The sequence below is a fragment of the Paenibacillus sp. DRB1-1 genome, assembly GCF_052119485.1.
GTDB classification, from domain to species: Bacteria; Bacillota; Bacilli; order Paenibacillales; family Paenibacillaceae; genus Paenibacillus; species Paenibacillus polymyxa_B.
This window is the reverse complement of record NZ_JBODQH010000001.1, coordinates 5,469,801-5,493,367: the sequence shown is the minus strand read 5'-3', so window position 1 is coordinate 5,493,367 and position 23,567 is coordinate 5,469,801. Positions and strand designations below refer to the sequence as shown.

Below are 23,567 nucleotides of genomic sequence, written 5' to 3'. Positions count from 1 at the left end.
GATCTTTATACCTATATGAAAACCCTAATCCTAAATTAATGGTGAAAATGTTACGCTGAACTCGGAAGTAAAGAGGATAAGGAGGGTTTGGCATGTGAGATGGGCACTACCTTGTTCGTCTGTTTCATCGGCTAAGCTCTCAACTGAGTGATAGGGAAAGAGGTATGGGGAATGAATGAAATTTTAACAATTGCGGGTCTGATCTCAATTGTGCTGGCGGTGCTGTATTCCGTTAAAAAAATATATGATTTTATCGATTTGCAGAAGGTGACACGGAAGGATCTCTATGAGAACTATGATATCTATAAAGCAGCTCAAAAGTTTGCTCTCGGTACACCCGTCGATGAGATCAGAGAAATCCTGACAAACAGCTATGAGTTAGACGATAACCAGGTTGAAGAGACAATGCTTTGGGCTCTTCCTCATCGTAACGATTCCGATGGTGGTTATCTTGCCTTTATCAAGGCTGTAAATCGGGTGCTGGGACAAGAGGTTTACAGCTAAACCTCAGAAAGAAGGAAAAATATGAGTCGTCAGGCCGCGTTATTGGTGTTTGCTCCCAATCTGGCCGGAGAACAATTTCTACAAGCGCTGAGTGAAGGAGAGAAATATTTGTTGCTTTGGCATCCAATCCTGATCAACAACAACATTTGTATGAATTAGGAGTAGAAAATGCTATTGAAAGCTTAGAAGGCTTATTCCGCTTGTTGAAGACGGAGTGAGCCTTTTTTACATGTAGAAAATTTAACTACCATAAGCAATTAAAAACGGCAAGTTGAATATGCAAAGAGGAAGGGAGAACAAGTTCTATGAACTTCATGAAAGCGTTTGACATATCTGAATATCAATCTATAATTATGAACAGAATTGGACCTCACCGAGATGGAAGTATCCTGATTTTTTCAATCTGAATCGGATTAGATGTCGCCAATTTTCAAATAGGTCACTGCCTATGAGGAATACGATAATCGATAGAGCTGTTGTTCATAAACAGCAAGCTCCACCATTACCTGGGGCTTGCTATTTCATTTACCTAAGGAGAATGGGGCGGAATGACACTTAAAAAAAGAATCTTTTTATTGTTTTTTCTCAGCGCGTTTATTCCCTTTATCAGTATATTTGCAATTTCTTACTATACTATTGATTCCATTTTTGCGAATAAAATCAATGATGGAATTAAGAGCAATCTACAGCAGGTAACTTCATCACTGGAAAATTCAATTACCAACCTGAATCATGTTACTCAGCAATTATCATATAGTGGTACATTAGGGAAAAAACTGGATGAAGTCTTAAAGCCTTCTTCCAATATATTTGAATTGATTGAGGCTAGAGATGAATTAAAGAATGAGTTAAATGTTGTAACGTTTACTAATCCGAATATAGGTCTGACCTTATACTATTTCCAGAAAGAAGGCACTACACAGTTCGCTAACTTTCCCATCAAAGATCGTTTTTCTCCCGAGTCTTTGCCTGTGCTTTCCAAATCATATGGCATTGCGTACTATGGTCCCCATATGAGTATGAACCGATTTGATGATCAGCTTGTTTTATCTGCTATGCGAAAGGTACAGCTGCCTCAAAGGGACGATGTATATATTTACGTCGAATCCGGCTTTCGTCTTACACAGGATATACTGGGTTACAATCAATACAAAGGAGCTTTATCGCATTTAATCCTGAATGGTGAGGGCAACATTGTTTACAGTGAAATTCCAGAAGCGATGAAGGTCGGAGAGAATTTCTCCAGCATATCGAAAGGTACTGCAAAAGATGGAATATCCCGTGATTACCATTGGTTTAAGGAGGACTCCAGTCAGAACTGGAGCGTCATATCGGTAATTTCGCAGGCTAAGTATCAACAGGAGAAAAACCAGTGGTTGCTTCAAATATTACTGGTCGCTTTATTTTTTCTCGGCTTTACCGTATTTCTGGCTTGGCTTCTGTGGAAGATGGTTTACAAACCACTAGGTCTGTTCCATTCGGAAATTAACGGAATGTCTCAGAATCCACAAAAGGCAGGAAGCCAGACCCGCACTCAAATTCCCGAGTTTGATTTTCTGTTGGGGGAATTCTCAAATATGCAGCATCAAATCGGGGACCTGTTCAAGGAAGTGCAGCAGAAAGAGAAGATTCGTGCAGATTTGGAAGTGGAAAAATTGTTATATCAGATCAATCCTCACTTTCTGATGAATACGCTGGATACTGTGCACTGGCTGGCCGTCATGAACGGACAAGTGGAGATTGACAAGTTGGTGCAATCCTTAAACAAGCTGTTATATTACAATTTGGGTAAATTAGGGCAAGTATCCACGATGGAAGAGGAAATTGATGCGCTAAGACAGTACCTAATCCTGCAGCAAATTCGATATGACTTTGAATTTGACGTGCGTATTTCAGCAGATGATCAAGTGCTTCAAATACCTGTGCCTCGTTTTATTTTGCAACCGTTGGTTGAAAATTCACTTTATCATGGACTGAGTGACGAAGGTTTTATTCAAATTGAAGTTACACTTGCCAAAACGCTGAATATTTTAATACAGGATAATGGAGCAGGCATGACCGAGGAAGCGATTCAAAGACTTCTGAACAATCGTATAACTGAACATAAAAAAGTAGGGATGGGCATTGGACTCAATTATGTCCACCGCATGTTGAGGGCACAGTACGGAGATCAAGCACAACTGGTGATCGAAAGTGAATTGGGTACAGGGACAAGTATACTGCTCATACTTCCTATCAAAGGAGAAGATGTCTGAGGATGATTAAGGTATTGATAGTGGATGACGATAAATTAGTACGAAAAGGAATAAGCTCTGCGATGCCGTGGAACGAGTTCAATATGGAGGTTGTAGGAGAAGCAAGTAACGGGTTGAAAGCACTGGATTTTCTGAAAGCCCAACCGGTCGATCTGATGTTGACGGATCTCGCGATGCCGGTGATGTCAGGTATTGAACTGATGCGAGCTGCAAGGCAGCTCTATCCAGAACTACATATTGTCGTATTAACACTGCATCAAGATTTCGATTATATCCAGGAAGCGCTCAGACTTGGAGCCATCGACTATATAGCCAAAGTTCAGCTCGAGAAGGAGCAATTCGAACACGTGCTGCATCGAATACATGCTCGGATTGACGAGCTGGCGAATACAAGACGAAAGCTGCCTCTGCTAAGTGAGACCAATGTCCATTATCGCCATGTGTATGCACTTGTTTCACTGGATCGCAAGTCAGGACAGAGCTGGCCGATTGAACTGACATCCAATGTAGACGAGATCCGATGGGAGGTTGAACGGAACTGTTGGATGTGGACGGCACCCATGGACGTAGAGGATCAGCTGTTCCATAAACTGAAGGAATCCCTGGATCAAGTTCCCCAAGGCGCCTTGCTGGTTATATCCGATGTACAAGACCGAACATGGTCGCAAATCCAAAACTGGATTATGAATTATACAGAAACGTCCTTATTCTATGCATACAACCCTTATGATCCTGTCATTGCCGTTTCGATGGATGTGGAGAACTCTTTTCCAATAGAACCGAAGGATGAAGACATGGATCGTATTAAGCAAAGTTGGTTCCTATCACCATGGACCCACAACGATAGTTACTACAACCAACTGATTGAACAGCTCAAATCACTAAGACTGCATAAAGGCCAGCTGATGGGATTGCTATACTCTATAGTTATGGAATGGAATCACCTTTTTGCCCAGACTACGCTGGGTAGAATCTCAATGATCCATTCTTTTCAATCCTGGTACGAGGTAGAAGAGTGGATCAAGCAGACCTCTGAGGGCATTCGTAAGTCAGATGAACAGACTTCGTATTCACAGGAAATTGTAGACGCCGTGAAAAAAGCGATTATGATCATGCACAATGATTTGGACCAAGCTTTTACAGCTTCAGGTCTGTCCCAGCAACTGAACATCAGCCGAAGCTATTTCAGTCAATGCTTCAAGGATCTGATGGGGAAAACCTTTAATGAGTACTCCCGATTTATAAGAATAGAGAAGTCTAAAGAGTATTTATTGAATACAAACAACACGATTTTCTGGATTGCGGAGCGAGTGGGTTATACGGATGAAAAATATTTCAGCCGAATTTTTCGCGAATTGACAGGTCTGCTGCCAAGCGAATATCGACACCTCGGCAGAGGGGATAAATAGCGTACTCTCCCAGATGACCAATAAACCGGGCGAAAGAGGGGAAAGCGATGATTAAGAAGATGGCTGCATGTGTTCTTGTCGTCAGCTTAATTGCAGTGACCGTATATTTCAGCAAACCATACTTCCGGGAATCGCCAATGGGACCAACGAAAACAATCTCGGACACTGCCGCTACCGATCCATTTGGGAAATATGAACATCCCGTTTCCATCCGACTGGGATATGCGGTAGACCCAACAGGCGCGGATCTCTCTGGAGGAGAAACACTTGAGAAGAATATATGGAAAACGGTGATTAAACAAAACCTTAACATTGATGTCCAGGTATTATGGCAGGTATCGAAGGAAAATCTGAGTCAGAAAATCGACCTGGCTATCGCCAGCAATGATCTGCCGGATGCCATGATTGTAAATCAGCTGCAGCTGAACGAGATGATCAAGGCTGGAGAAATTGAAGATCTAACCGAGGCATACAATAGCAGCGCATCACCGGAAATAAAAAAAATTATTGATAGCACAAACGGATTGGCTATGGAACAAGTGACCTTCGCTGGCAAGATAATGGCTATTCCTTCTGTGACAGCGGAAGACTTCAGCATGCTCTGGATTCGACAGGATTGGCTGGACCGTCTTGGACTGAAGCCGCCGAAAACGGTAGATGATCTAGAAGCTATCGCCAAGGCCTTTGTGGAGAATGACCCAGATGGAAACAGTAAGCGGGATACGATTGGCCTTGCTTCAAGCACTGGACTGTATAACGATTTCAACAACAGTGCTTTTTCTTTTGATCTAACGCCAATCTTCGCAGCATATGGATCTTTTCCGGGATATTGGCTGAGCAAAGATGGAAAACCTGTATACGGTTCGGTTCTACCGGAAACGAAGGACGCCTTGGTCAAACTGCGTGAAATGTACGCCAAAGGCCTTCTCGATCCAGAACTGGGTCTCCGCAAAGAAGCGGAAGAAACAGTTATTAACGGTCAGGCGGGGATGTTCTTTCAAGGTTTCTATGCTGGGTACTGGCCCCTTCCGAGCGCTTGGCAGAACGAGCCGGAGGCGAACTGGCAAGCATACGCACTCCCACTGGATGCAAACGGTGCATACCATGTAAAGGTGGATAATCCGTCAAGTTCATTCTTGGTGGTACGAAAAGGATATGCTCATCCCGAAGCGATCATTAAAATTAACAATCTGTACCTTCGTGATGAGTTCAAGTACGGTACGCGTTTTATGCTGGGCCGCAATTTCTTAGCTCCGGCAGATGAAGCACGATTTGAATCAAAGGCCGCGCAGGATATTCTGATGGGAACCAAAACACCCGCCGATTTCAAGGACAAGTCTGAATACAAATTGCTGGAAAATTTGGTTTCGACAATAAAACAAACCAAATTGAAGCCTTATGATCAATATGGTATTTCCTATTGGAATGAACACAGCGATAGCTTTATGCGGGGTTATTCGCTTCTAGTAGGCGGAAGAAATTTTTTCGATCCAAACATCCATAAAGTTCGAAGCCTTACCTATATACGAACTCCAACGATGGAGAAGGCTTGGGGTGAACTATCAAAACTGGAACATGATACATTTTTAAAAATTATTTTAGGCGCTGAACCGATCGATTCATTTGATCAATTCGTCGAGGAATGGAAGGAACAAGGGGGCGATCAAGTGACTGTGGAGGTGACTGCACTCCATAATCATCGCTGAAGACCATCATGAATGTGATACGATAAATTCTATAAGACACTTTTATAATTCCATTAATCAAGCCGACGATTCCTGTTTCAGGAGCTGCCGGTTTTTTTGTTCTTCACTTTGATTAGTAAGTAAGGATAGACAAATGTATGTCGGTAGGTAGGATAAATGCTTACAAGCCAACTCTGGCTTTTTGATCCCGAATGAAACCGCATACATTTCTCTATCCAAATAGACGTTCAATCCCTATCTCGATTTGTCTTCTCCGAGCTTTATAATGAAAGCGCAAACAACAATGATAGAGAAATATTCAGAACGAAGGGGAATCGAATGTGATGAGAACTAAATGGTTCATAAAAAGCAAATTGTTGACGAGACGTCTGGCTGCGCTGTCGATGTCTGCCCTGGTGATTTCAACCCTTGCAGCCTGTGGGGGCTCCTCCAACCCTCCCACTGCAGAGGAAGCGGGCAAGTATGAGGCAACACCGGGAGACCCATTCAGTGCCTATAAAGACGAAATAACCGTAACGATGGGTCGTGTGACTACAGCCAACCCGAAACTGCCGGCTGGAGATACGTATGAGAACAACGCGTATACTCGGTTGGTCAAAGAAAAGTTTAACGCTAAGATTAAAGACCAATTTGAAGCCAACGGAGAAGATTACAGCCGTCAGGTTTCTCTCGCCATCGCCTCTGGAGAACTGCCTGACATGATGCGTGTTGATTCCAAGGATGAACTCAAAGAACTGGTTGATAATGATCTGATTGAAGATATGACGGAAATTTATAAACAATATGCCACAGATAACATCAAGAACATTTACGACTCTTATGAGGGCCGTGCATTGGACAGTGCGACGATAGATGGACGTTTAATGGGACTTCCAGCTACTTCCCTAGATTCCGCGCCAACCATGGTCTGGGTTCGTCAGGATTGGCTGGATCTACTGGGAATCCAACTTGACGCAGACGGAGACGGGGCCATCAAACTGGATGATGTGGAGAAAACGGCCGAGGAATTCTTGAAAAGAGATCCTGGCCAATCTGGGAAACCGGTAGGTATTCCCTTTGTGAACACCCTGAATACAAGTGACTATAATGGTTCTGCCTATACCATGCTGGGAGTTGCCTCCACCAAGGGTGCATTCCCTCAATACTGGTTGAAGGGGAAGGACGGCAGCATTGTTTATGGCTCGACAACTAAGGAAACCAAGCAGATGTTAGGCGTCATGGCAGATTGGTTCAAGAGAGGCCTCATCGACCCGCAATTTGGAACACGCACATTTGATGATATTACGGCACTGTACACCAACGGCCAAAGCGGTATTGCTTTTGGACCATGGCATATTCCTGACTGGGGTCTGAGCAGCGTGAAGCAGATGGATAAGAATGCGAAATTCACGGCTTACACTTTGGAGGATGCAGACGGAAAGGTAAACGTGGCACACGCCAATCCAGCCAATCAGTTTATCGTTGTAAGAAAAGGATATGAACACCCGGAACTCGCCGTTAAAATAGTAAACCTTTTCTACGATAAATTGGCAAATGATAAAAATGTGGAAACATCTATGCCAGAAGCCGCCAAGTATCAAGAGAACGGCGTAGACGGTTCTACCAGACCTTTTAATATTGAAGTCAACTCGGCTACCTCGCTGCTGGATGATTACTCTGACATTGTTCGCGGGATTAAAGGGGAGATTAGTTTGGATCAGGTCCGGACGACAGAATCAAAGAACAATATTAAAAGTATTCAAACCTACTTGAGCGATATGGATACGGATAACGTAACAGCCTGGGCGAAATATCACTCGCGTATCAACGGAGTGGGACTCATCGACAAACTGACACGGGAAAACAAATTCGTTTGGATGACACCCGCTTTCTCTGGCACTACACCAAGCATGAAACAGACATGGGCTAATCTGACCAAGATGGAGCAGGAATCTTTTATCAAAATCGTGACTGGTGCAGAATCTCTGGATTACTTCGATACTTTCGTTAGCAATTGGAAGAAACAAGGTGGTGACCAGGTAATTCAGGAAATTGAAGACGAGGCTGCATCCGAAAAATAAACAATCATGAACTGCTAGAAGGGCTGCGATAAGCAGTCTTTCTTCAGGAAAGGGGTCCATCCATGAAACAGGGAAATGAGAGAGCAAAAGGTCGGTTGGGCACGGGTGCCATGTATCATTTGATGATGCTTCCGGGGATTTTATTTTTACTGGTATTCAGCTATGTTCCGATGGTCGGTGTCATTACGGCGTTTCAGGATTATATACCAGCCAAGGGGATGTTTGGCTCCAAATTTGTAGGGCTGAAGCATTTTATTTATATGTTTAAGCTGCCGGACATCGCACAGGTTTTTAGTAATACGTTGGTGATTGCCATTGCCAAGATTCTATTGGGAACAATGATGGCTATCATTTTTTCCATCTTGTTAAATGAGATCCGCATCAAATTTGTTAAAAAATCCGTACAGACAATTGTTTATCTGCCACACTTTCTATCCTGGGTAGTTCTAGCATCCGTGGTTGTTAACATGTTCAGTTTGGATGGAATTGTGAATCAAATTTTGGCTTTTTTCGGTCTGGAGAATATTAATTTTCTCGGCAGCAACACCTGGTTCCAGCCGCTGATTATTGGGACAGACGTGTGGAAGGAGTTCGGTTACAGTTCCATCGTCTATTTGGCTGCAATTACTTCGATTGATCCGGGTCTGTATGAAGCGGCAGGAATGGATGGAGCCAGCTGGTGGAGAAAAGTATGGCATATTACATTGCCAGGTATGCTGCCTATTATCCTGCTCATGGGAGTGATGAGTCTAACCAATATTTTAAGTGCCGGCTTCGATCAAATTTATAATCTGTATAATCCGGTTGTCTATGAGTCGGGAGATATTCTGGATACTTATGTATATCGGATTGGACTCGTTGGGCGACAGTATAGCTTCGGTACGGCTGTTGGCCTGTTCAAGTCAGTGATTGGTATTGTTTTGCTATTATCCGCCAACCATTTGGCCAAGAAATACACCGACCGAAAAATATTCTAAGGAGGCAAAGCCTATGCCGTATTCTGTAAGCCTAAAAGATCGAATTGGCCGGTTTGTCATCAATGCCATCGTCATTTTGCTGGCATTGATCTGCCTTCTTCCGTTATGGAATATCGTTGCGATTTCATTCAGCAGCAGCGAGGCCGTGTCAGCTAATGCTGTAGGTCTCGTACCGGTCAATTTTACAACAGCAGCTTATACGAAAATTATCGATGATGCTCAGTTCTGGCGTTCCTTTGGCATATCTGTTCTACGTGTTGTGCTTACACTTATTCTCAACATGATTCTTATTATTTTAATGGCATACCCGCTCTCCAAGTCGAAAAGGGAATTTAGAGGCAGAAACATTTATATGAATGTCATGATTTTTGCCATGCTGTTCAGCGGCGGGATGATCCCGAGTTATCTACTGATCAAAAACCTCGATATGCTTAATACAATTTGGTCGCTTGTTCTGCCGGGTGCGGTCCCTATATTCAGCGTCATCCTTGTCATGAACTTCTTCTCTGCTGTACCTAAGGCGCTAGAAGAAGCAGCATTCATCGATGGGGCAAATCCGCTCCAGGTCCTGTTCAAAGTGTATGTTCCCGTGTCCATCCCTGCGCTGGCGACGGTAGCACTATTCAGTATCGTGGGAACGTGGAATGATTTCTTCAGCGGTTTGATCTATATGACCCAAGTCAGCAATTATCCGCTAATGACTTATATTCAGTCCCTTAACGTGAACATTGCGGAACTTCTTCAATCCGGCACCAACTCAGCACAACTCAGCAACTTGACTGAAATTTCAAACAAAAATTTAAATGCGGCCAAAATCGTAGTCGCTGTCATCCCGTTGCTGCTGATTTATCCGCTGCTTCAAAAATATTTTGTGACTGGAATTGTTGTAGGATCGGTAAAAGAGTAATTGTATGCTGTGATTTGATTAAGATAAAACACTATTCGTGTATTGGAAGGGTTGTAATGAACAATGGAAAATAAAAATTGGTGGAAAGAAATCGTTGTATACCAAATATATCCACGGAGCTTTCAAGATAGTAATGGTGATGGTATCGGCGATTTGAAAGGAATTGTTTCCCGTCTGGACTATTTGCAGCAACTCGGTGTCGGTGCAATTTGGCTATCACCAGTTTGTAAATCCCCTCAGGATGATTTTGGTTATGATATTTCCGACTATCGGGATATTGATCCGATGTTCGGGTCTTTGGATGATATGGGGATGTTAATTCATGAAGCTGGGGAACGTGACATTCGGATCATAATGGATTTGGTGTTAAACCATACTTCCGATGAGCATCCCTGGTTTCAAGAAGCAAAAAAAAGCAAAGAAAATCCGTACCATGACTATTATGTCTGGAGAGATGGCGTTGAAGGAATGCCACCAAACGATTTGGGTTCCATTTTTGGTGGTTCAGCTTGGGAATGGGTACCCGAGATAGGACAATATTATTTACATCTTTTTTCTGTAAAACAGCCGGATCTCAACTGGGAAAACCCAAAAGTCCGACAAGAGATTTACGAAATGATCAATTGGTGGATAAGCAAGGGTGTAGGCGGTTTTCGACTTGACGTAATTGACTTAATCGGAAAAGAACCAGATTTGAAAATTACCAGCAACGGGCCGAATCTGCATAAGTATATCAGGGAACTCAGCAAGGAGACGTTTCAAAAAGCTGGAGACCTGCTGACGGTTGGAGAAACATGGGGCGCTACGCCAGAGATCGCCAAATTGTATAGCAACCCGGACGGCAGTGAGTTTTCAATGGTATTTCAATTTGAACATATTAGTTTGGACGAACAAGAGGGGAAAGGGAAGTGGGATCTTAAGCCTCTAGATTTTCTAGAATTAAAAAAAGTGTTATCTAAATGGCAGACAGAGCTGAAGGGGGATGCCTGGAACAGTTTGTTTTGGAATAATCACGACTTACCCCGAATCGTTTCTCGTTGGGGAGATGACGGAGAATACAGAATAGAATCGGCTAAAATGTTGGCAACCCTTCTTCATGGCATGCGAGGCACACCATACATTTATCAGGGGGAAGAATTAGGAATGACGAATGTTCAATATCCAATTGAAGACTATCGGGATATTGAGTTACTAAATTTCTACAAAGATAGAATTGAGAAAGGATACCCTGAAGATAAAGTTATGGAGTCAGTCTTTGCAAAGGGGCGTGATAACGCTCGAACACCAATGCAGTGGGACGCTTCCGACAACGCTGGTTTTACATTAGGGAACCCTTGGATTAAAATAAACCCGAATTATAAGGATATCCATGCACAAGAAAGTTTAAATAACCCTGAATCCATATTCCATTATTATCGGAAACTAATCCGATTAAGGAAAGATCATGAAGTGATTATATATGGGGATTATGAGCTGATGTATCCCGAGAATAAAGATTTGTTCGCATACACTCGAACGCTGAAAGGAACCAAACTACTTGTAGTATGTAATTTTCAAAAATACACAACCCATCTCCCACTTCAGAAAGAGCTGGCAGAGACTAAACAGCTGCTAATATCCAATTATCCAAATAACATGTCTGAAGTAGAAATGCGTCCTTATGAAGCGAGGATGTACCTTATGGTTGAAAAATATTTATAAATTTTTAGAATAAGGGAAGAAGGATCAAGCAATATGAAAAAGACATGGTGGAAAAAAGCTGTGGCTTATCAAATTTATCCGAGAAGCTTTATGGACTCCAATGGGGATGGCATTGGTGATATAGAGGGAATTATTTCAAAACTTGATTATATTCAAGATCTTGGAATCGATTTGATATGGATAAGTCCAATGTACAAACCCCTCAATGATGACCAATAAAAGTCAAAAAATTGGTGTTTGCATTTCAAGATCCCTCTTGACATTCACTTTTTTTATGTAACTATAATGGTTACATTAAAGAGGGAGTTAGTAATGATATTAATCAGCGGATTTTCATAGAGTTCGAAAAGGAGTGGATTTATCATGGCAAATGTATTGTACGTAACTTCTCATCCTTTAAAAGACGGTACATACAGCTTATCAGTCGGCAAACAGTTTATCGAAACCTATCAGGAGGCCAACCCTGGAGATGAGGTCATTCATTTAGACCTATATCGCATGGATCTTCCGCATTCTAAGACGCTGGGGGCAACCGCCAAGTGGTCCTTCTTTCGATGAACTGAGCGAGGAGTCGAAGGTCAAAGCAGTACGAATGCGCGAGATTGTGGATCAATTCATGGCCGCGGATAAAATCGTCATTGTCAATCGAGTATGGAATTATTCTTTCCCGTCGGTTCTGAAAGCGTACATTGACGCGGTTACGGTTCCGGGAAAAACCATTAAGCGGGCCGATAATGGGCTGCGGGGTTTGTCCGGTTTGACTGGGACGCAGCAGGACAAGAAAGTGATGCACATTCAGGCTTCAGGCACGGTTCTCTCCCACGGGAAGTTTGAAAATGTCGAGTACAGCCATAGTTATGTAAAAGCTGTAATGAATTTACTGGGCATTGACGATGTGCAGGCTATTTTTATTGAAGGTATCAGTGAGCAGCCGGACCAAGCGCAGAGCATAAAGGAACAAGCAATCCGGCAAGCGATATTGGCAGCCAAAGCGTTTTGATGTAACCCCCTAAACAAAAACCTGATTCACTCATTACTCGCGTGAAGAGAAATCGACTAACGTGAAGGGAGGGTTACTTCAAATGTTGTGCCGATTTCATCGGATCTTGCAATCCTGATCGTTCCGCCATGCAGGGCAATGATTTTGTGAGCAATGCTCAAACCTAGTCCATTACTCGGAGAGGAGTGTGAGGCATCTCCGTGGTAAAATTTGATTAAAATGTATTTTTGCTTATTCAAGTCGATGCCTGGACCGTTATCATGAATAGAGATGTGGATCTGTTGATCGTTGGAATTGATATCGATTTTGATCTCTGAATCCGAAGGCGAAAACTTGATTGCATTGTCCAGAAGGTTGATCCAAACCTGACTGAGCATATCTTCGTTTGCGATAATCATGACTTCTGCCGAATCGAACTGAAAACTAATTAATCTATTTGAATGGGAAGGTACCCCTAGTATTCTTCCATTTAACTAAGGTATGCTCCATCTTTATCATCTTTAGAGGGACATTCTCACCCTTCTATAAGAAAGAGGTACAATGGAGTGAATTTTTCAATCCTTCGGCTTTTTGGAGAAGTACTTGCTCAAGAAGCTAGTAAAATGGTTAATTGGTTTTGTTCGGAGTCGGGGTATCACCAGTAGAGAGAGAATTGGTGGACTCTTCATCCTAATTATTTTGATAAAATAGAGGGAATAATTCCAGAATTGAAGAAAAACGCGAAAATAATCAAAGTATAAGTGAACGAAAATGTATACTGACGAATTGCCACATGGCAGGAAAAGTGAGATATCAGTTAAACCAGTAAATATAATTACGTAAAATAATAATCTGACGAATAATTATTTAAAGATTATATTTATTTGGGGGTGGTTGTTTTTTGGATAAACAAGCGAAATTACACCTTATGGGTCGAATTGACGATAAGTTAACTGAATTACCCTATCGAAAACTTGTTGAGAAATATGCAACAGCATCCGGAAAGCCAGCTTTGACGGTTCATTCTTTGAGGCATTCATGTGCATGCTGTGCTGTTATGCGGTTTTCTTCAGACATGTTCACAAAACCCGTATTTTGACTAATAGTCTAGATGTTCTTGTCCACTGACATTCATGCTTATTTAATCTTCTGTGTAATACATTACAACCCCTATTTTTGCATCACCGATTGGTCTCCTCGGATACCTTGGTAACACTCAATCAATTTTGAGCAACCAATCCCGTTCCGAATGGATTTAAACGCAACATATTCACAACTAGTTAGGGTAAATTGAACGAGCTGTAGTAATGTTTATGCGCTCTTTTTCCTTCGTATTATTGAAGTTCAATTCTCCATCCCTTCAAATGTTCTGCTCCATAAGTAAGGGTATAATTTCGAAGTAGTCGCTGTATTGTTGTTATCTGTTCGGAAATAGCTTTACTACTCGTTTTCACAATAAATACAGGAAAAATATCGTTTTTCCTAAATTTGTTTATAATCAATGTCAAAATTTTAATATCAGGGTTTAGAGAATCTAGAGTTTCTTCAAATCCAAAAACTTTGTATGGACTTAAGTTATTAACCTGAAGAATCATCTTAAGATACTTATGTGAATCGCCATTAACTAATTCAGAAGTTTTTATCAAATATGGAGAAGCTTATTTTTGATCATTAGGTCTAAATATATCGATGTTAATCCATCTAGATTGTTTTTTACGAACTTCTCTCAAAAATCACCAGAATACTCTTTCAGGCATATAATAGTTTTTTCAACATCTCTTCCTCTGGGATTAAACGAAATATAAATTTCTTTTTCTGAATCATGGATTACTAGATTTCACATTAAAAGTAGCAAACTTCCTTGTGTATCGCATTACAAAAATTGACATTTCACATGAAAATAAGTAGTATAATTAGAAACATTTATACTGTAAAAGGGCCTTTTCTCATTCCCCTCTATTCAATTCCTGATTCTATCTATTTTAAGGAGTGAAAATGCTATGCGCGCACGAACGCTAAAAGCGAATACAAGGAATGTAATGGGTAACTATTGCAAATGGATCGCAGTTGGTATGATTTTAACTTTCACGGGATGTCCGCTTGCATCCGCCGCTCCTTCACCCTCATCCTCTAGTAAAACTAGTGAACCCGGCTCCTCCCTAGTTACATTTCAATTGCAAGAGGCTACGATTGCTCAAATGCAGGACGCGATGAAGTCAGGAGCACTCTCAAGTGTCGAGCTCACCGTCCTGTACCTTAACCGGGTATATGCCTATGATTCTAGTGGCATTCGGCTGAATTCCATCCCTGTTCTGAACCCCGACGTACTAAAAGAAGCCGCTCAGGCTGATCAACTAAGGGCACAGGGTATTAAGACCGGTCCTCTGCAAGGCATCCCCTACACGGTTAAAGACAGCTACAAGGTTAAGGGCCTTACTGTCGCTTCTGGATCTTCGGCTTTCAAAAACCTGATGGCAAAGGACGATGCCTTTACAGTAGAGAAGATACGCAAATCCGGTGGGGTGCTCATTGGTAAAACCAACATGCCGCCAATGGCAGCAGGGGGAATGCAAAGAGGCGTTTATGGCCGTGCTGAAAGTCCGTACAATCCAGATTATTTGGCTGCAGCCTGGTACTCTGGCTCCTCTAACGGATCTGGTGTATCAACAGCCGCCAACCTCGCTGCCTTTGGTATGGGGGAAGAAACGGTATCCTCGGGAAGATCACCGGCATCTAACAATGGTTTAATTGCTTACACGCCATCGCGGGGGGTAATATCCATTCGGGGGAATTGGCCGCTCTTCCCTATACGGGATGTCGTTGTCCCACATACGAGGACTGTCGAGGACATGCTCCGCTTGCTTGACGTGATCGTTGTAGAAGATAAGATCACCAAGGGTGATTTCTGGCGAGAACAGAAAGCCGTTCGGCTCCCTTCTGTCAACAGTGTCCGTCCCAAATCCTATTTAGAGTTGCGAGACACTCAAGCTTTGAAAGGCAAACGCATTGGCGTTCCGAAAATTTATATCGGTAAGGACCATGAAACCACAACTCCGATCAAATTCAGACCTTCGATTCAGGCATTATGGGAAAAAGCTGTAAAGGATTTAACTGCTCTTGGAGCTGAGGTAGTGGAAGTCGACTTCCCCTTGCAGGCGAACAGCGAGAAGGACCGGGCAACAGCGAAAACACCTGAAGAACGTGGTTTGATGCCAGCAAAGTGGGTTGAAAAGGAATTCGGGTTGCTTAATCCCTATGCAGCTGAGGAATTCCTTAAAAGTGTAGGCGATCCGAATTTCCCGTCATGGGCTAATATAGACCCCGCAACCGTCTTCCCGAATCCGCCCGGTTCGGTAGATGCCAAACGTGGCAGAGACCTTGGTCACTATGACGTATTTATTGAAACCATAAAGAAAGGTGTCACCCCTTATGAACAAATTCCTCAGTTTCATGAAGGACTACGGGGGCTTGAAAATGTACGAAAGATTGATTTTGAAAATTGGATGAAGCAAAACAACCTTGATTTTATTGCATTCCCGGCAAATTCGAATATCGGCAAAGCTGACTCCGATGTGAATGAAACATCCTATGAGGAGGCTTGGGAGAATGGCAACTATTTCTCCAATACGAATTTCATTCTACGCGAGTACGGGATCCCAAGTGTGTCTGTGAGTATGGGCGCTATGAAGGATACCGGAATGCCCGTTAATCTGACGATGGCAGGTGCTGCATACAGCGATAATGACCTGCTTCGTTACGCTTATTCCTATGAGCAGGCTACCAAAAACCGTCCTATTGCAGCACGCACGCCAGCGCTTGAGGATGAAACCTTTTCCTATAACCCGCAAACTGCTCTCCCACCCTCTAAACGCAAGGAAACAGGAACCCCTGAACTTAAGTTGAATGCTTCAATCACGGATAATGTTCTCGCTTTGGAAGGTTCAGTCACAGATCAAAGCGATATTGCACAGCTTAAAGTTTATGTCAATGGCATTCGTGTCGATATTACTGAAGATAAAGCCAATTGGTCAGCAACGCTTCCAACTACTAAATACAAACAGGGTGGTTCCTCCCAAGCCGATACGCTGCATATTCTCGTACTGGCCAAGGATATTTACGGAAATACCTCTGCTCAAGTCAAGTCTGTCACTTTACCCCAATGACGAAGGACATCATAGAACTCACTATAATTGTGAATTCCATGACCGTAATAAGGTTCTCATTAGGGAAGCCATCGCTGCAACTTCCAGCTCTTTAAATTCTAATAAAAGTCGCTATTTTAGCGACTTTTTTGTTCTAACGGTACAAGCACTTGTCTCAACTCGAGGAAAAGAACTTGTACCTATTGCCGTAAATGTGTTTTTTCGATCATTAAACAAATAAGTTCTTAAAGTACAACCCCCAATTTATCATCAGTTGATTTTTTTGGGGGGTGCTTTGTGTCATGGATAAAAGGACGAACAGGGGAACCGCCCTTTTATCCATGATAGTTTGCATTTAATGCCGTCCATTATGACAGAGGCTATTACTTGACGTATTCAGCCATTACAATATTTCGATATACCCTTCTGTTCCATGCACGCGAATTCGTTGCCCATCTTTTATCAGTTTGGTAGCATTCTCCACTCCGACAACTGCGGGTAAGCCATATTCACGTGCGATAACGGCTCCATGAGTCATCAGTCCACCAACTTCGGTGACTAGGCCTTTTATGGATACAAACAATGGTGTCCAGCTGGGGTCAGTAAAGGCGGTGACTAATATATCTCCATCTTCCAGATCAGCATCTTCCATGTTTAAGATGACACGTGCTCGCCCCTCTATAAGTCCAGAAGAAACAGGTAAACCTACAATAGCTTCGGCTGGGAGATTTTCTCGTTTGTACTCACCCGCAATGATTTCACCATCAGACGTGATTACACGCGGGGGAGTTAGTTTTTCATATAATTTATAATCGTCTTTTCGTTTACGGATGATCTGATAATCCACTTTATTTGTGCGTACGACTTCGTGAAGTTCTTCAAAAGTGAGATCGTATATATCTTCTTTCTCGTGAATAACACCAGCTTGTACGAGTTGTTCGGCTTCTTTTAGTAAAGCCTGCTTATAAACGAAGTAGCGATTAACCAGGCCGTATTTGGGATATTCACGATAACCGATGAAATTCCGGATCAGGTCGATCATTCGTTTTGTTTCTTTGGCTTTTTGTTCACCATCCGGTAATTGCTTCAATCGATCTAATAACTCTTGTTCTTTTTTCAAAGCTTCATGTCGCCCCTGCCCAAATTTCCGATGGCTAGCATTAGGCTCAAAGTTTTTGATATTACTGAGAATCATGGGGACAAGTATAATTGGTTTTTCACTCCAACGAGTTCTCGAAATATCGATTTCACCAGCACATCGCATTCCGTATTTGTTTAGATAAGCATAGATAGCGTCTTGAGTTTCCTGTCCACCATCCAACTTAACCAGTTCATCCATAAAATTATCATCTTTTACATGTTGTAAATAATCAATTACCTCCGGATAAGGACGAATCACATCTGCGACATCCAATAGCGCCAGACCCATTTCCGAAGTAATGTTGTTTGGTACAGATTGAGAAAGCGTATCTGCTGCGTTTTTTTCACCTAACCACTCGTACATTTTTTCATTGATCCATGACGAAGCATTCATAGCAGTCATAAAAACCTTTGAACTTTGTGGGTCAAATAAGATCTTCTTTAATTCTTGGAGATCTTCCAGAATAAAATCAAATAAATCTGCTCCTGATTTTGTTTGGATGTTTTGTTTTAATTCTTCTATCGATGTTTGGCTGTTCTTAATCAAATCAGAAACAATTGCCGGATCGTTTTCGATTTGTGCTTGAAAACCTGCAGACGACAACCCTTTATCGCTTTTACCGGAACTCAGTTCTGTTCTGTCATCTGGTAACGATTTTATAAAATCTCGCTCTATTAGAGTCATAAATGCGTCTTTTATGAGCGGATCAGATTGTCCCAGGGTATTTAAGAAAGTTTCTCTGCTGACAGGTGAAGCCAGCATATGTGTAACATCAACAAACAACCTTCCACCGGCTATACGCATGGGTGCAGGAGTTATTAACAGGTAAAAAGACAATCCCAATGGTTTTATCGGGTCAGTCATCATTTGTTGATGACCGACAGATACGTAAACGTGATTTTCTTGATCATTCGCTTCAGGGATCGGATATAAAGTCGTGATTGGACGACTCTGGACAATATAAAAAGTATCATCAACCAAACACCATTCGATATCTTGTGGATAACCAAAATAAGCTTCGATCTGTCTTCCCATACGTGCCAGTTGTAAAATTTGTTGTTCAGTAAGGGTTTGAGTCTTTTGCTGATCGCGATCAATCTGTCGGGTCTCTGTTCCGCCTTCTCTTCGTCCATAGATAGCCAATTTTTTGGTCGCTATCTTCTTATCGATGATTTCCCCTTCCTGTACTTTATAACAATCGGCAGATACCAAGCCAGAGACCAGTGCTTCTCCAAGCCCAAAACTGGCATCGATTGATAGCAGCTTCCGGTTGGAGGTAATCGGATCAGCGGTAAATAAAATTCCTGAAGCCTGTGGGAAAACCATCCTTTGAACGATAACGGATAAATAAACTTGACTGTGGTCAAATCCATTTTGCATACGGTAGATAACCGCGCGATCCGTAAATAGTGAAGCCCAACATTTGCTGATATGCTGCAAGATTGCTTCTTTGCCGATGACATTTAAATAGGTGTCTTGTTGACCAGCAAAAGAGGCATGTGGCAAATCTTCAGCAGTCGCACTAGAACGTACTGCATAAGCATGTTCCTCTCCAAACCTGGAGAGATAGTGAGTAACTGCTTCCACAACATCGGAAGGAACGTCTACTTCCATAATGATTTGACGAATCTGCCTGCTAATTTCACCAATTTGAGCTCGTTCTTCTGCTTTTAGCCTTGTTAGTCGGTCCAACAATGCATAATACATTTCTTTTTGTTCGATGGCTCTTTGATACCCCATTGTTGTAACACAAAAACCTTCTGGTACATGTATTCCTTCAATTTTTGATAATTCCCCTAAATTCAACCCTTTTCCGCCAACGAGCAAAAGCTGCGTTTTTTCCATTTCCTGAAAACCGAGAACCAAAGAACTCATTCAATATCTCTCCTAACCATTAAATTGAGAAAAAAACATTTGACAAGAGTTTAGCGGCATGGTAAAGTTGAAATATAAGATGTGATAATTTTGATCATTCAAATCTTCAAAATCGTAATCTGATTATATCATCGTGTATGTTTTATATGCAATATAAAAGAACCTGATAAAACTATCCGGTTCTTTTTTGATTTCCGGTATCATTAGTCACATCAAAAACCATGGCTCGAGCCGAACTCAGTTACTGCATAGTTCCCTATCGGTCCTATGCAGCCTAAGGAAATCCTGAGGTTGCGTCGGGTTCTTAATGAGCTAACCTGCCCGCTAGTTCAGCGAACGAAGCGCGTATAGTGAACCTCTTATATTTTTTTCGGGCATGTTCATCTTTGCACTTGGGAAAAATGGGAAAACATGAAAGTTTCTATATTTCACTTCATCTCACATGTGATTCTATAGGCTCTTCTTTATGATAAACTAAAAAGAAGATAATTTATTTCATTCTCTATTCCTGGCTTACACTTACTGTGAAACAATGTGATAGATAATAATATATCCAGGATATGTTTGTTCCAATTGCCAAATTTACTTTACTTTCACTTACGTTTGTTATAATCCCACGTCAACTAGCTCTGCAAAAGCCGGTACAGTAGCGCCTCTCTCTTATTCTCAAACGTTCGCTGTACCTCCAGAAATTCAGGTACCTCCGACAGCCGGGAGGGTCTGTACCCGGGGCCGCCGCAGCCGCATGAGTGATAAGCGTATCCTTGTTGATATAGTAGCTCCACCTTTTTCCACTGCTTAATATCCGTTTGCTTCGGGGCCTGAAAATCATGACCCATGTCATGCATGGATGCCTGGCATTGCGGACAGACATGGCCAACCCGTTCATATTCATCCTTCGGTATTTCAAACCGTGATGTCTGCTTATATACCTTCCTGCAGGTAAAGCAGGCAAAGATATCTTTATATGGGCCGTACATTGCGTATCTGCACATATTGTTCCCCCCCTTTATAATCTAGAATTGATCTGGCATTTTTTACTTACATCATGGAAATATTTCAGTATTTTTTTCAATTGTAATATAATTCTCCTTTTTACGCAGCGGTTTAGGAGGTTTACGGCGAGCGGTTGCGTAAAACATTATACCCTTTTATGGTCTTAAAACAGGGAATCTTCATTTTTGTCCTGTTTGAATGCAGGTGTCGGAACTTTCATTCTATATGAATAAGTCCTAAGAGCTTTTTTCTCCCCCACATTATTTTTACTGGACCTACTATAATGCGTCCCTTGCTCAAATAAATTAAATTGAATTCGGATAAACAGCCGGAACATTGTACACCTCCCTGTACAGTTGATTCTTTATGAATTTAAATTGCGAGTCTGTCAAAAGATCGGGATAGCTCATGATACATAAAGGAAAATTAGAATTTCCCGCGCGCAGCGGAGGCTGAAGATACTTGTAGTTCCCTAATCGAAACCCAAGACGCTCGTAAAACCTGATCCTTCTCTGCTTTAGCTCATCTTCTGGCGGTTCGACTTCCAGGATTACTGGCAAAGTAGATTTCTTTATAAACCGCTCCATTAAACGTTTTCCTATCCCCCCTCCCCGAATCGTCGGGGAAACAGCAATATTCTCTACATATCTAAAACCCTCAAATTCCCAACCCGCGAGAAAAGCGATCACTTCGCCTTGCTTATTCTCTTCAGTCATCAGACGATAACGCGGATTAGAAAGTAATTCCTTCTGTCCTTCATAGTTTCGATATTCGATGATAGGAAAGGATTCTTTCATAATATTGAATATTTGATCAAATATTTCACGTTGAATCAAATTGCTCACTTCCTAGCTATAATTAATTTCTATCCTGTATGAACCACACTAAACCCTGGTATTATACTAGAGTCAAGAATTTTAATTACATTTAGAAATGTAAAGGTGTGAGTATAATGAAAGATTATTATAAAATAAGTGAAATATCGAAACTTTATGGAATTGGTATTGATTCATTGCTTTATTATGAGAAGTTAGGCGTATTGAAACCTCAACGTGATGTGAATAGCTACCGCATTTACGGTCTTAATGATATGTACAAGTTAAATATCATTCGCGATCTTCGTCTATTAGATTTCTCCATGCAACAAATCAAAGAATACTTGGATTATCAGAGTATTGACAATACTTTGGAACTGCTGCATGAAGAACAGATGCTCATTCAAAAGCAGTTAAAGGAGCTCCAAACGAAGGAACAAATGATTCATGATAGGATAGTGGTATTATCGGCAGCCAGCCAAATCAAAACAGACGTTTTTAAAATAAAAAAAATGTCTGAACGCCCATGTCTTAAACTTAAAATGAGAATAACCAGAGATGAAGAAATGGACTTCGCTATAAAAAAGCTACACTCAAAACATGAAAAAAAGATTCATGACTTCGGAAATCAACTTTATGCAGCTTCTGTATCGGTTGATGAGCTAAAAGATGGCGCACCGGTTGTGTTTAACTCTGTTTTTTTTATTCTGGATCAAGATGAAAATGACTTTACTCTTCCCGCAGGAGAATATCTTTCACTTTATTATCGTGGAGGTTATCATCAAAGCACAGACAGAATAATAGAAGTTATTACGTATGCAAAAGAAAATAACTTAAAAATATTGGGCAGTCCTTTTGAAATTTACGAGGTTGATAATCGAGATACTATACTTGAGGAAGAGTATTTAACGGAAATACAAGTTAGGGTTGGGAATCAAACAGTCACAGACTGAGGGTATTGCTGAAGTTAATAAGAAAGGCAAACATCAAGGTTATTTTAAGGTATCAAGCTAGACAATTTATTATATTATTCCATGAGCGTATTCAAGGAGGATTCCATCTGACATGTATACAAGTCCGCAAGTTCCTGTGAGGATTCCTCCAGTTTGACCACCGCCTGACTGTAAATAACAATACTCACGAGCAAGAATGGAATGACACAGGCTGGCATGTTGCCGGCCTTAAATTTTGCTGCAGTCTCGCATTTCTTACTCGCTCTTTCACCAACATATCCAACTCGTAGAACAGCCTCCATGAATTACTCACTTCTTCAATATTCATACATGTTAATTTGAGCTAGTTCCCTTATTTCTTGATATAATCAGCGAACTTCCGGAGAAAATCGAGCGAATGGATATCCTCTCTGAGATGATGATGAACCAGATCATCCATTTTGGTTGTTTCCTTATTCAACATGTATTCAAGCATAGCCTGGTGCTCATGCCAGATGCCCATCAGCTTCCCTGTTTCCAGCATATGCAGCTTGCGATATCTGATATAGTGAACATTCGACTGCTGAATGAGCTGCCAAAGAAACCCCCGCCCCACCAATTGGAACATGGTTTGGTGAAACTGATCATCCAGACTGAGAAATTGATCCGTAGCATGATCTTCTTCAATCACAGCTCTCTGTCTGTCCAGAATATCGCTCAGCTTCTGTACATCCTTTAATACAATTTGCGAAGAAAGCTCCTTCATAATCTCCTTTTCCAATGCGCTTCTTAAGTAAATAATTTGTTCCACGGACTCCAGATCAATATAGGAAACAATGTTTCCCTTCTTGGGATAAATATCAATGTAGGACTCGAGCGCAAGCCACTTCAATACATCGCGTAGCGGAGTTCTGGACAGCTGGAAGCGTTCTGACAAGGTCGTCTCACTGAGAAGAGTACCCGGCTTTAAGGTCAGGGACAAAATATCTTTTTTCAACAGTTGCATGATTTCTTCTTTTGTAAACATATCATTCCTACCTTCACTTTATAAATCTAGTTTTATTATAAAGCATTTTGATGTGACGAACTCCTCTGAAATTATCATTGACAAGAACAAATCTTATAATTTATGATCAACTCAATCTTGTATACAAGATAAACGAAATAC

Annotated in this window: 17 protein-coding genes and 2 pseudogenes; 13 read left to right on the top strand and 6 right to left on the bottom strand. The window is 41.6% G+C overall.

Annotation, left to right across the window (positions count from 1 at the left end):
- Window positions 1–171 precede the first annotated feature (171 nt).
- The 11 genes and pseudogenes from ACQW03_RS24695 (at window position 172) to ACQW03_RS24645 (ending at window position 12,519) form a co-directional block, all read left to right on the top strand.
- Window positions 172–504 (top strand): hypothetical protein, encoded by a 333-nt coding sequence (locus ACQW03_RS24695; protein WP_071640870.1) that lies wholly within the window; start codon window positions 172–174, stop codon window positions 502–504.
- Between the two features lie 21 nt (window positions 505–525).
- Entirely contained in the window at window positions 526–663 is a 138-nt protein-coding gene (locus ACQW03_RS24690; protein WP_158659106.1) for a hypothetical protein, read from the top strand.
- 389 nt (window positions 664–1,052) lie between these two features.
- Window positions 1,053–2,759 carry a histidine kinase gene (locus ACQW03_RS24685; RefSeq protein ID WP_441952236.1) on the top strand — a complete coding sequence of 569 codons (1,707 nt, stop codon included), beginning with the start codon at window positions 1,053–1,055 and terminating at the stop codon, window positions 2,757–2,759.
- A 2-nt stretch (window positions 2,760–2,761) separates the two neighbouring features.
- Window positions 2,762–4,168: a response regulator transcription factor gene (locus ACQW03_RS24680; RefSeq protein ID WP_441952234.1), complete on the top strand. Its 1,407-nt coding sequence runs from the start codon at window positions 2,762–2,764 to the stop codon at window positions 4,166–4,168.
- 47 nt (window positions 4,169–4,215) lie between these two features.
- Window positions 4,216–5,874, top strand: coding sequence for an extracellular solute-binding protein (locus ACQW03_RS24675; RefSeq protein WP_233901869.1), 1,659 nt, complete (start codon window positions 4,216–4,218; stop codon window positions 5,872–5,874).
- Window positions 5,875–6,197: 323 nt separating this feature from the next.
- Window positions 6,198–7,934 (top strand): sugar ABC transporter substrate-binding protein, encoded by a 1,737-nt coding sequence (locus ACQW03_RS24670; protein ID WP_039274898.1) that lies wholly within the window; start codon window positions 6,198–6,200, stop codon window positions 7,932–7,934.
- A 62-nt stretch (window positions 7,935–7,996) separates the two neighbouring features.
- The gene (locus ACQW03_RS24665; RefSeq protein WP_039274897.1) at window positions 7,997–8,911 is read left to right on the top strand and encodes an ABC transporter permease; all 915 of its coding nucleotides are present in this window, start codon (window positions 7,997–7,999) and stop codon (window positions 8,909–8,911) included.
- A 13-nt stretch (window positions 8,912–8,924) separates the two neighbouring features.
- A complete protein-coding gene (locus ACQW03_RS24660; RefSeq protein ID WP_071640877.1) occupies window positions 8,925–9,818 on the top strand; it encodes a carbohydrate ABC transporter permease in 894 nt (297 codons plus the stop codon).
- Between the two features lie 63 nt (window positions 9,819–9,881).
- A complete protein-coding gene (locus ACQW03_RS24655) occupies window positions 9,882–11,519 on the top strand; it encodes a glycoside hydrolase family 13 protein (protein ID WP_441952230.1) in 1,638 nt (545 codons plus the stop codon).
- Window positions 11,520–11,552: 33 nt separating this feature from the next.
- Window positions 11,553–11,732, top strand: a pseudogene (locus ACQW03_RS24650) (alpha-amylase family glycosyl hydrolase); the annotation flags it as partial.
- A gap of 150 nt (window positions 11,733–11,882) precedes the next feature.
- Window positions 11,883–12,519, top strand: a pseudogene (locus ACQW03_RS24645) (FMN-dependent NADH-azoreductase).
- Between the two features lie 56 nt (window positions 12,520–12,575).
- Here ACQW03_RS24645 and ACQW03_RS24640 read toward each other — a convergent pair.
- Window positions 12,576–12,917 (bottom strand): sensor histidine kinase, encoded by a 342-nt coding sequence (locus ACQW03_RS24640; protein WP_441952228.1) that lies wholly within the window; start codon window positions 12,915–12,917, stop codon window positions 12,576–12,578.
- Window positions 12,918–14,498: 1,581 nt separating this feature from the next.
- Here ACQW03_RS24640 and ACQW03_RS24635 point away from each other — a divergent pair.
- A complete protein-coding gene (locus ACQW03_RS24635) occupies window positions 14,499–16,661 on the top strand; it encodes an amidase (protein WP_441952226.1) in 2,163 nt (720 codons plus the stop codon).
- A 382-nt stretch (window positions 16,662–17,043) separates the two neighbouring features.
- Here ACQW03_RS24635 and ppsA read toward each other — a convergent pair whose 3' ends face one another.
- From ppsA to ACQW03_RS24620, 3 genes are all read right to left on the bottom strand, one after another.
- Window positions 17,044–19,656 (bottom strand): phosphoenolpyruvate synthase, encoded by a 2,613-nt coding sequence (ppsA, locus tag ACQW03_RS24630; RefSeq protein WP_441952224.1) that lies wholly within the window; start codon window positions 19,654–19,656, stop codon window positions 17,044–17,046.
- Between the two features lie 623 nt (window positions 19,657–20,279).
- The gene (locus tag ACQW03_RS24625; RefSeq protein WP_071640891.1) at window positions 20,280–20,651 is read right to left on the bottom strand and encodes a hypothetical protein; all 372 of its coding nucleotides are present in this window, start codon (window positions 20,649–20,651) and stop codon (window positions 20,280–20,282) included.
- 306 nt (window positions 20,652–20,957) lie between these two features.
- Window positions 20,958–21,488, bottom strand: coding sequence for a GNAT family N-acetyltransferase (locus tag ACQW03_RS24620; protein ID WP_305954433.1), 531 nt, complete (start codon window positions 21,486–21,488; stop codon window positions 20,958–20,960).
- Window positions 21,489–21,604: 116 nt separating this feature from the next.
- Here ACQW03_RS24620 and ACQW03_RS24615 point away from each other — a divergent pair, with 116 nt between their 5' ends.
- Window positions 21,605–22,420, top strand: coding sequence for a MerR family transcriptional regulator (locus ACQW03_RS24615; protein WP_441952221.1), 816 nt, complete (start codon window positions 21,605–21,607; stop codon window positions 22,418–22,420).
- A 74-nt stretch (window positions 22,421–22,494) separates the two neighbouring features.
- On the opposite strand, the gene ACQW03_RS24610 is transcribed toward ACQW03_RS24615, so the two are convergent.
- Entirely contained in the window at window positions 22,495–22,722 is a 228-nt protein-coding gene (locus tag ACQW03_RS24610; RefSeq protein ID WP_220031416.1) for a hypothetical protein, read from the bottom strand.
- Between the two features lie 50 nt (window positions 22,723–22,772).
- On the bottom strand, window positions 22,773–23,426 hold the full coding sequence (locus ACQW03_RS24605; RefSeq protein WP_104494724.1) for a GntR family transcriptional regulator: 654 nt from the start codon (window positions 23,424–23,426) through the stop codon (window positions 22,773–22,775).
- Window positions 23,427–23,567 lie beyond the last annotated feature (141 nt).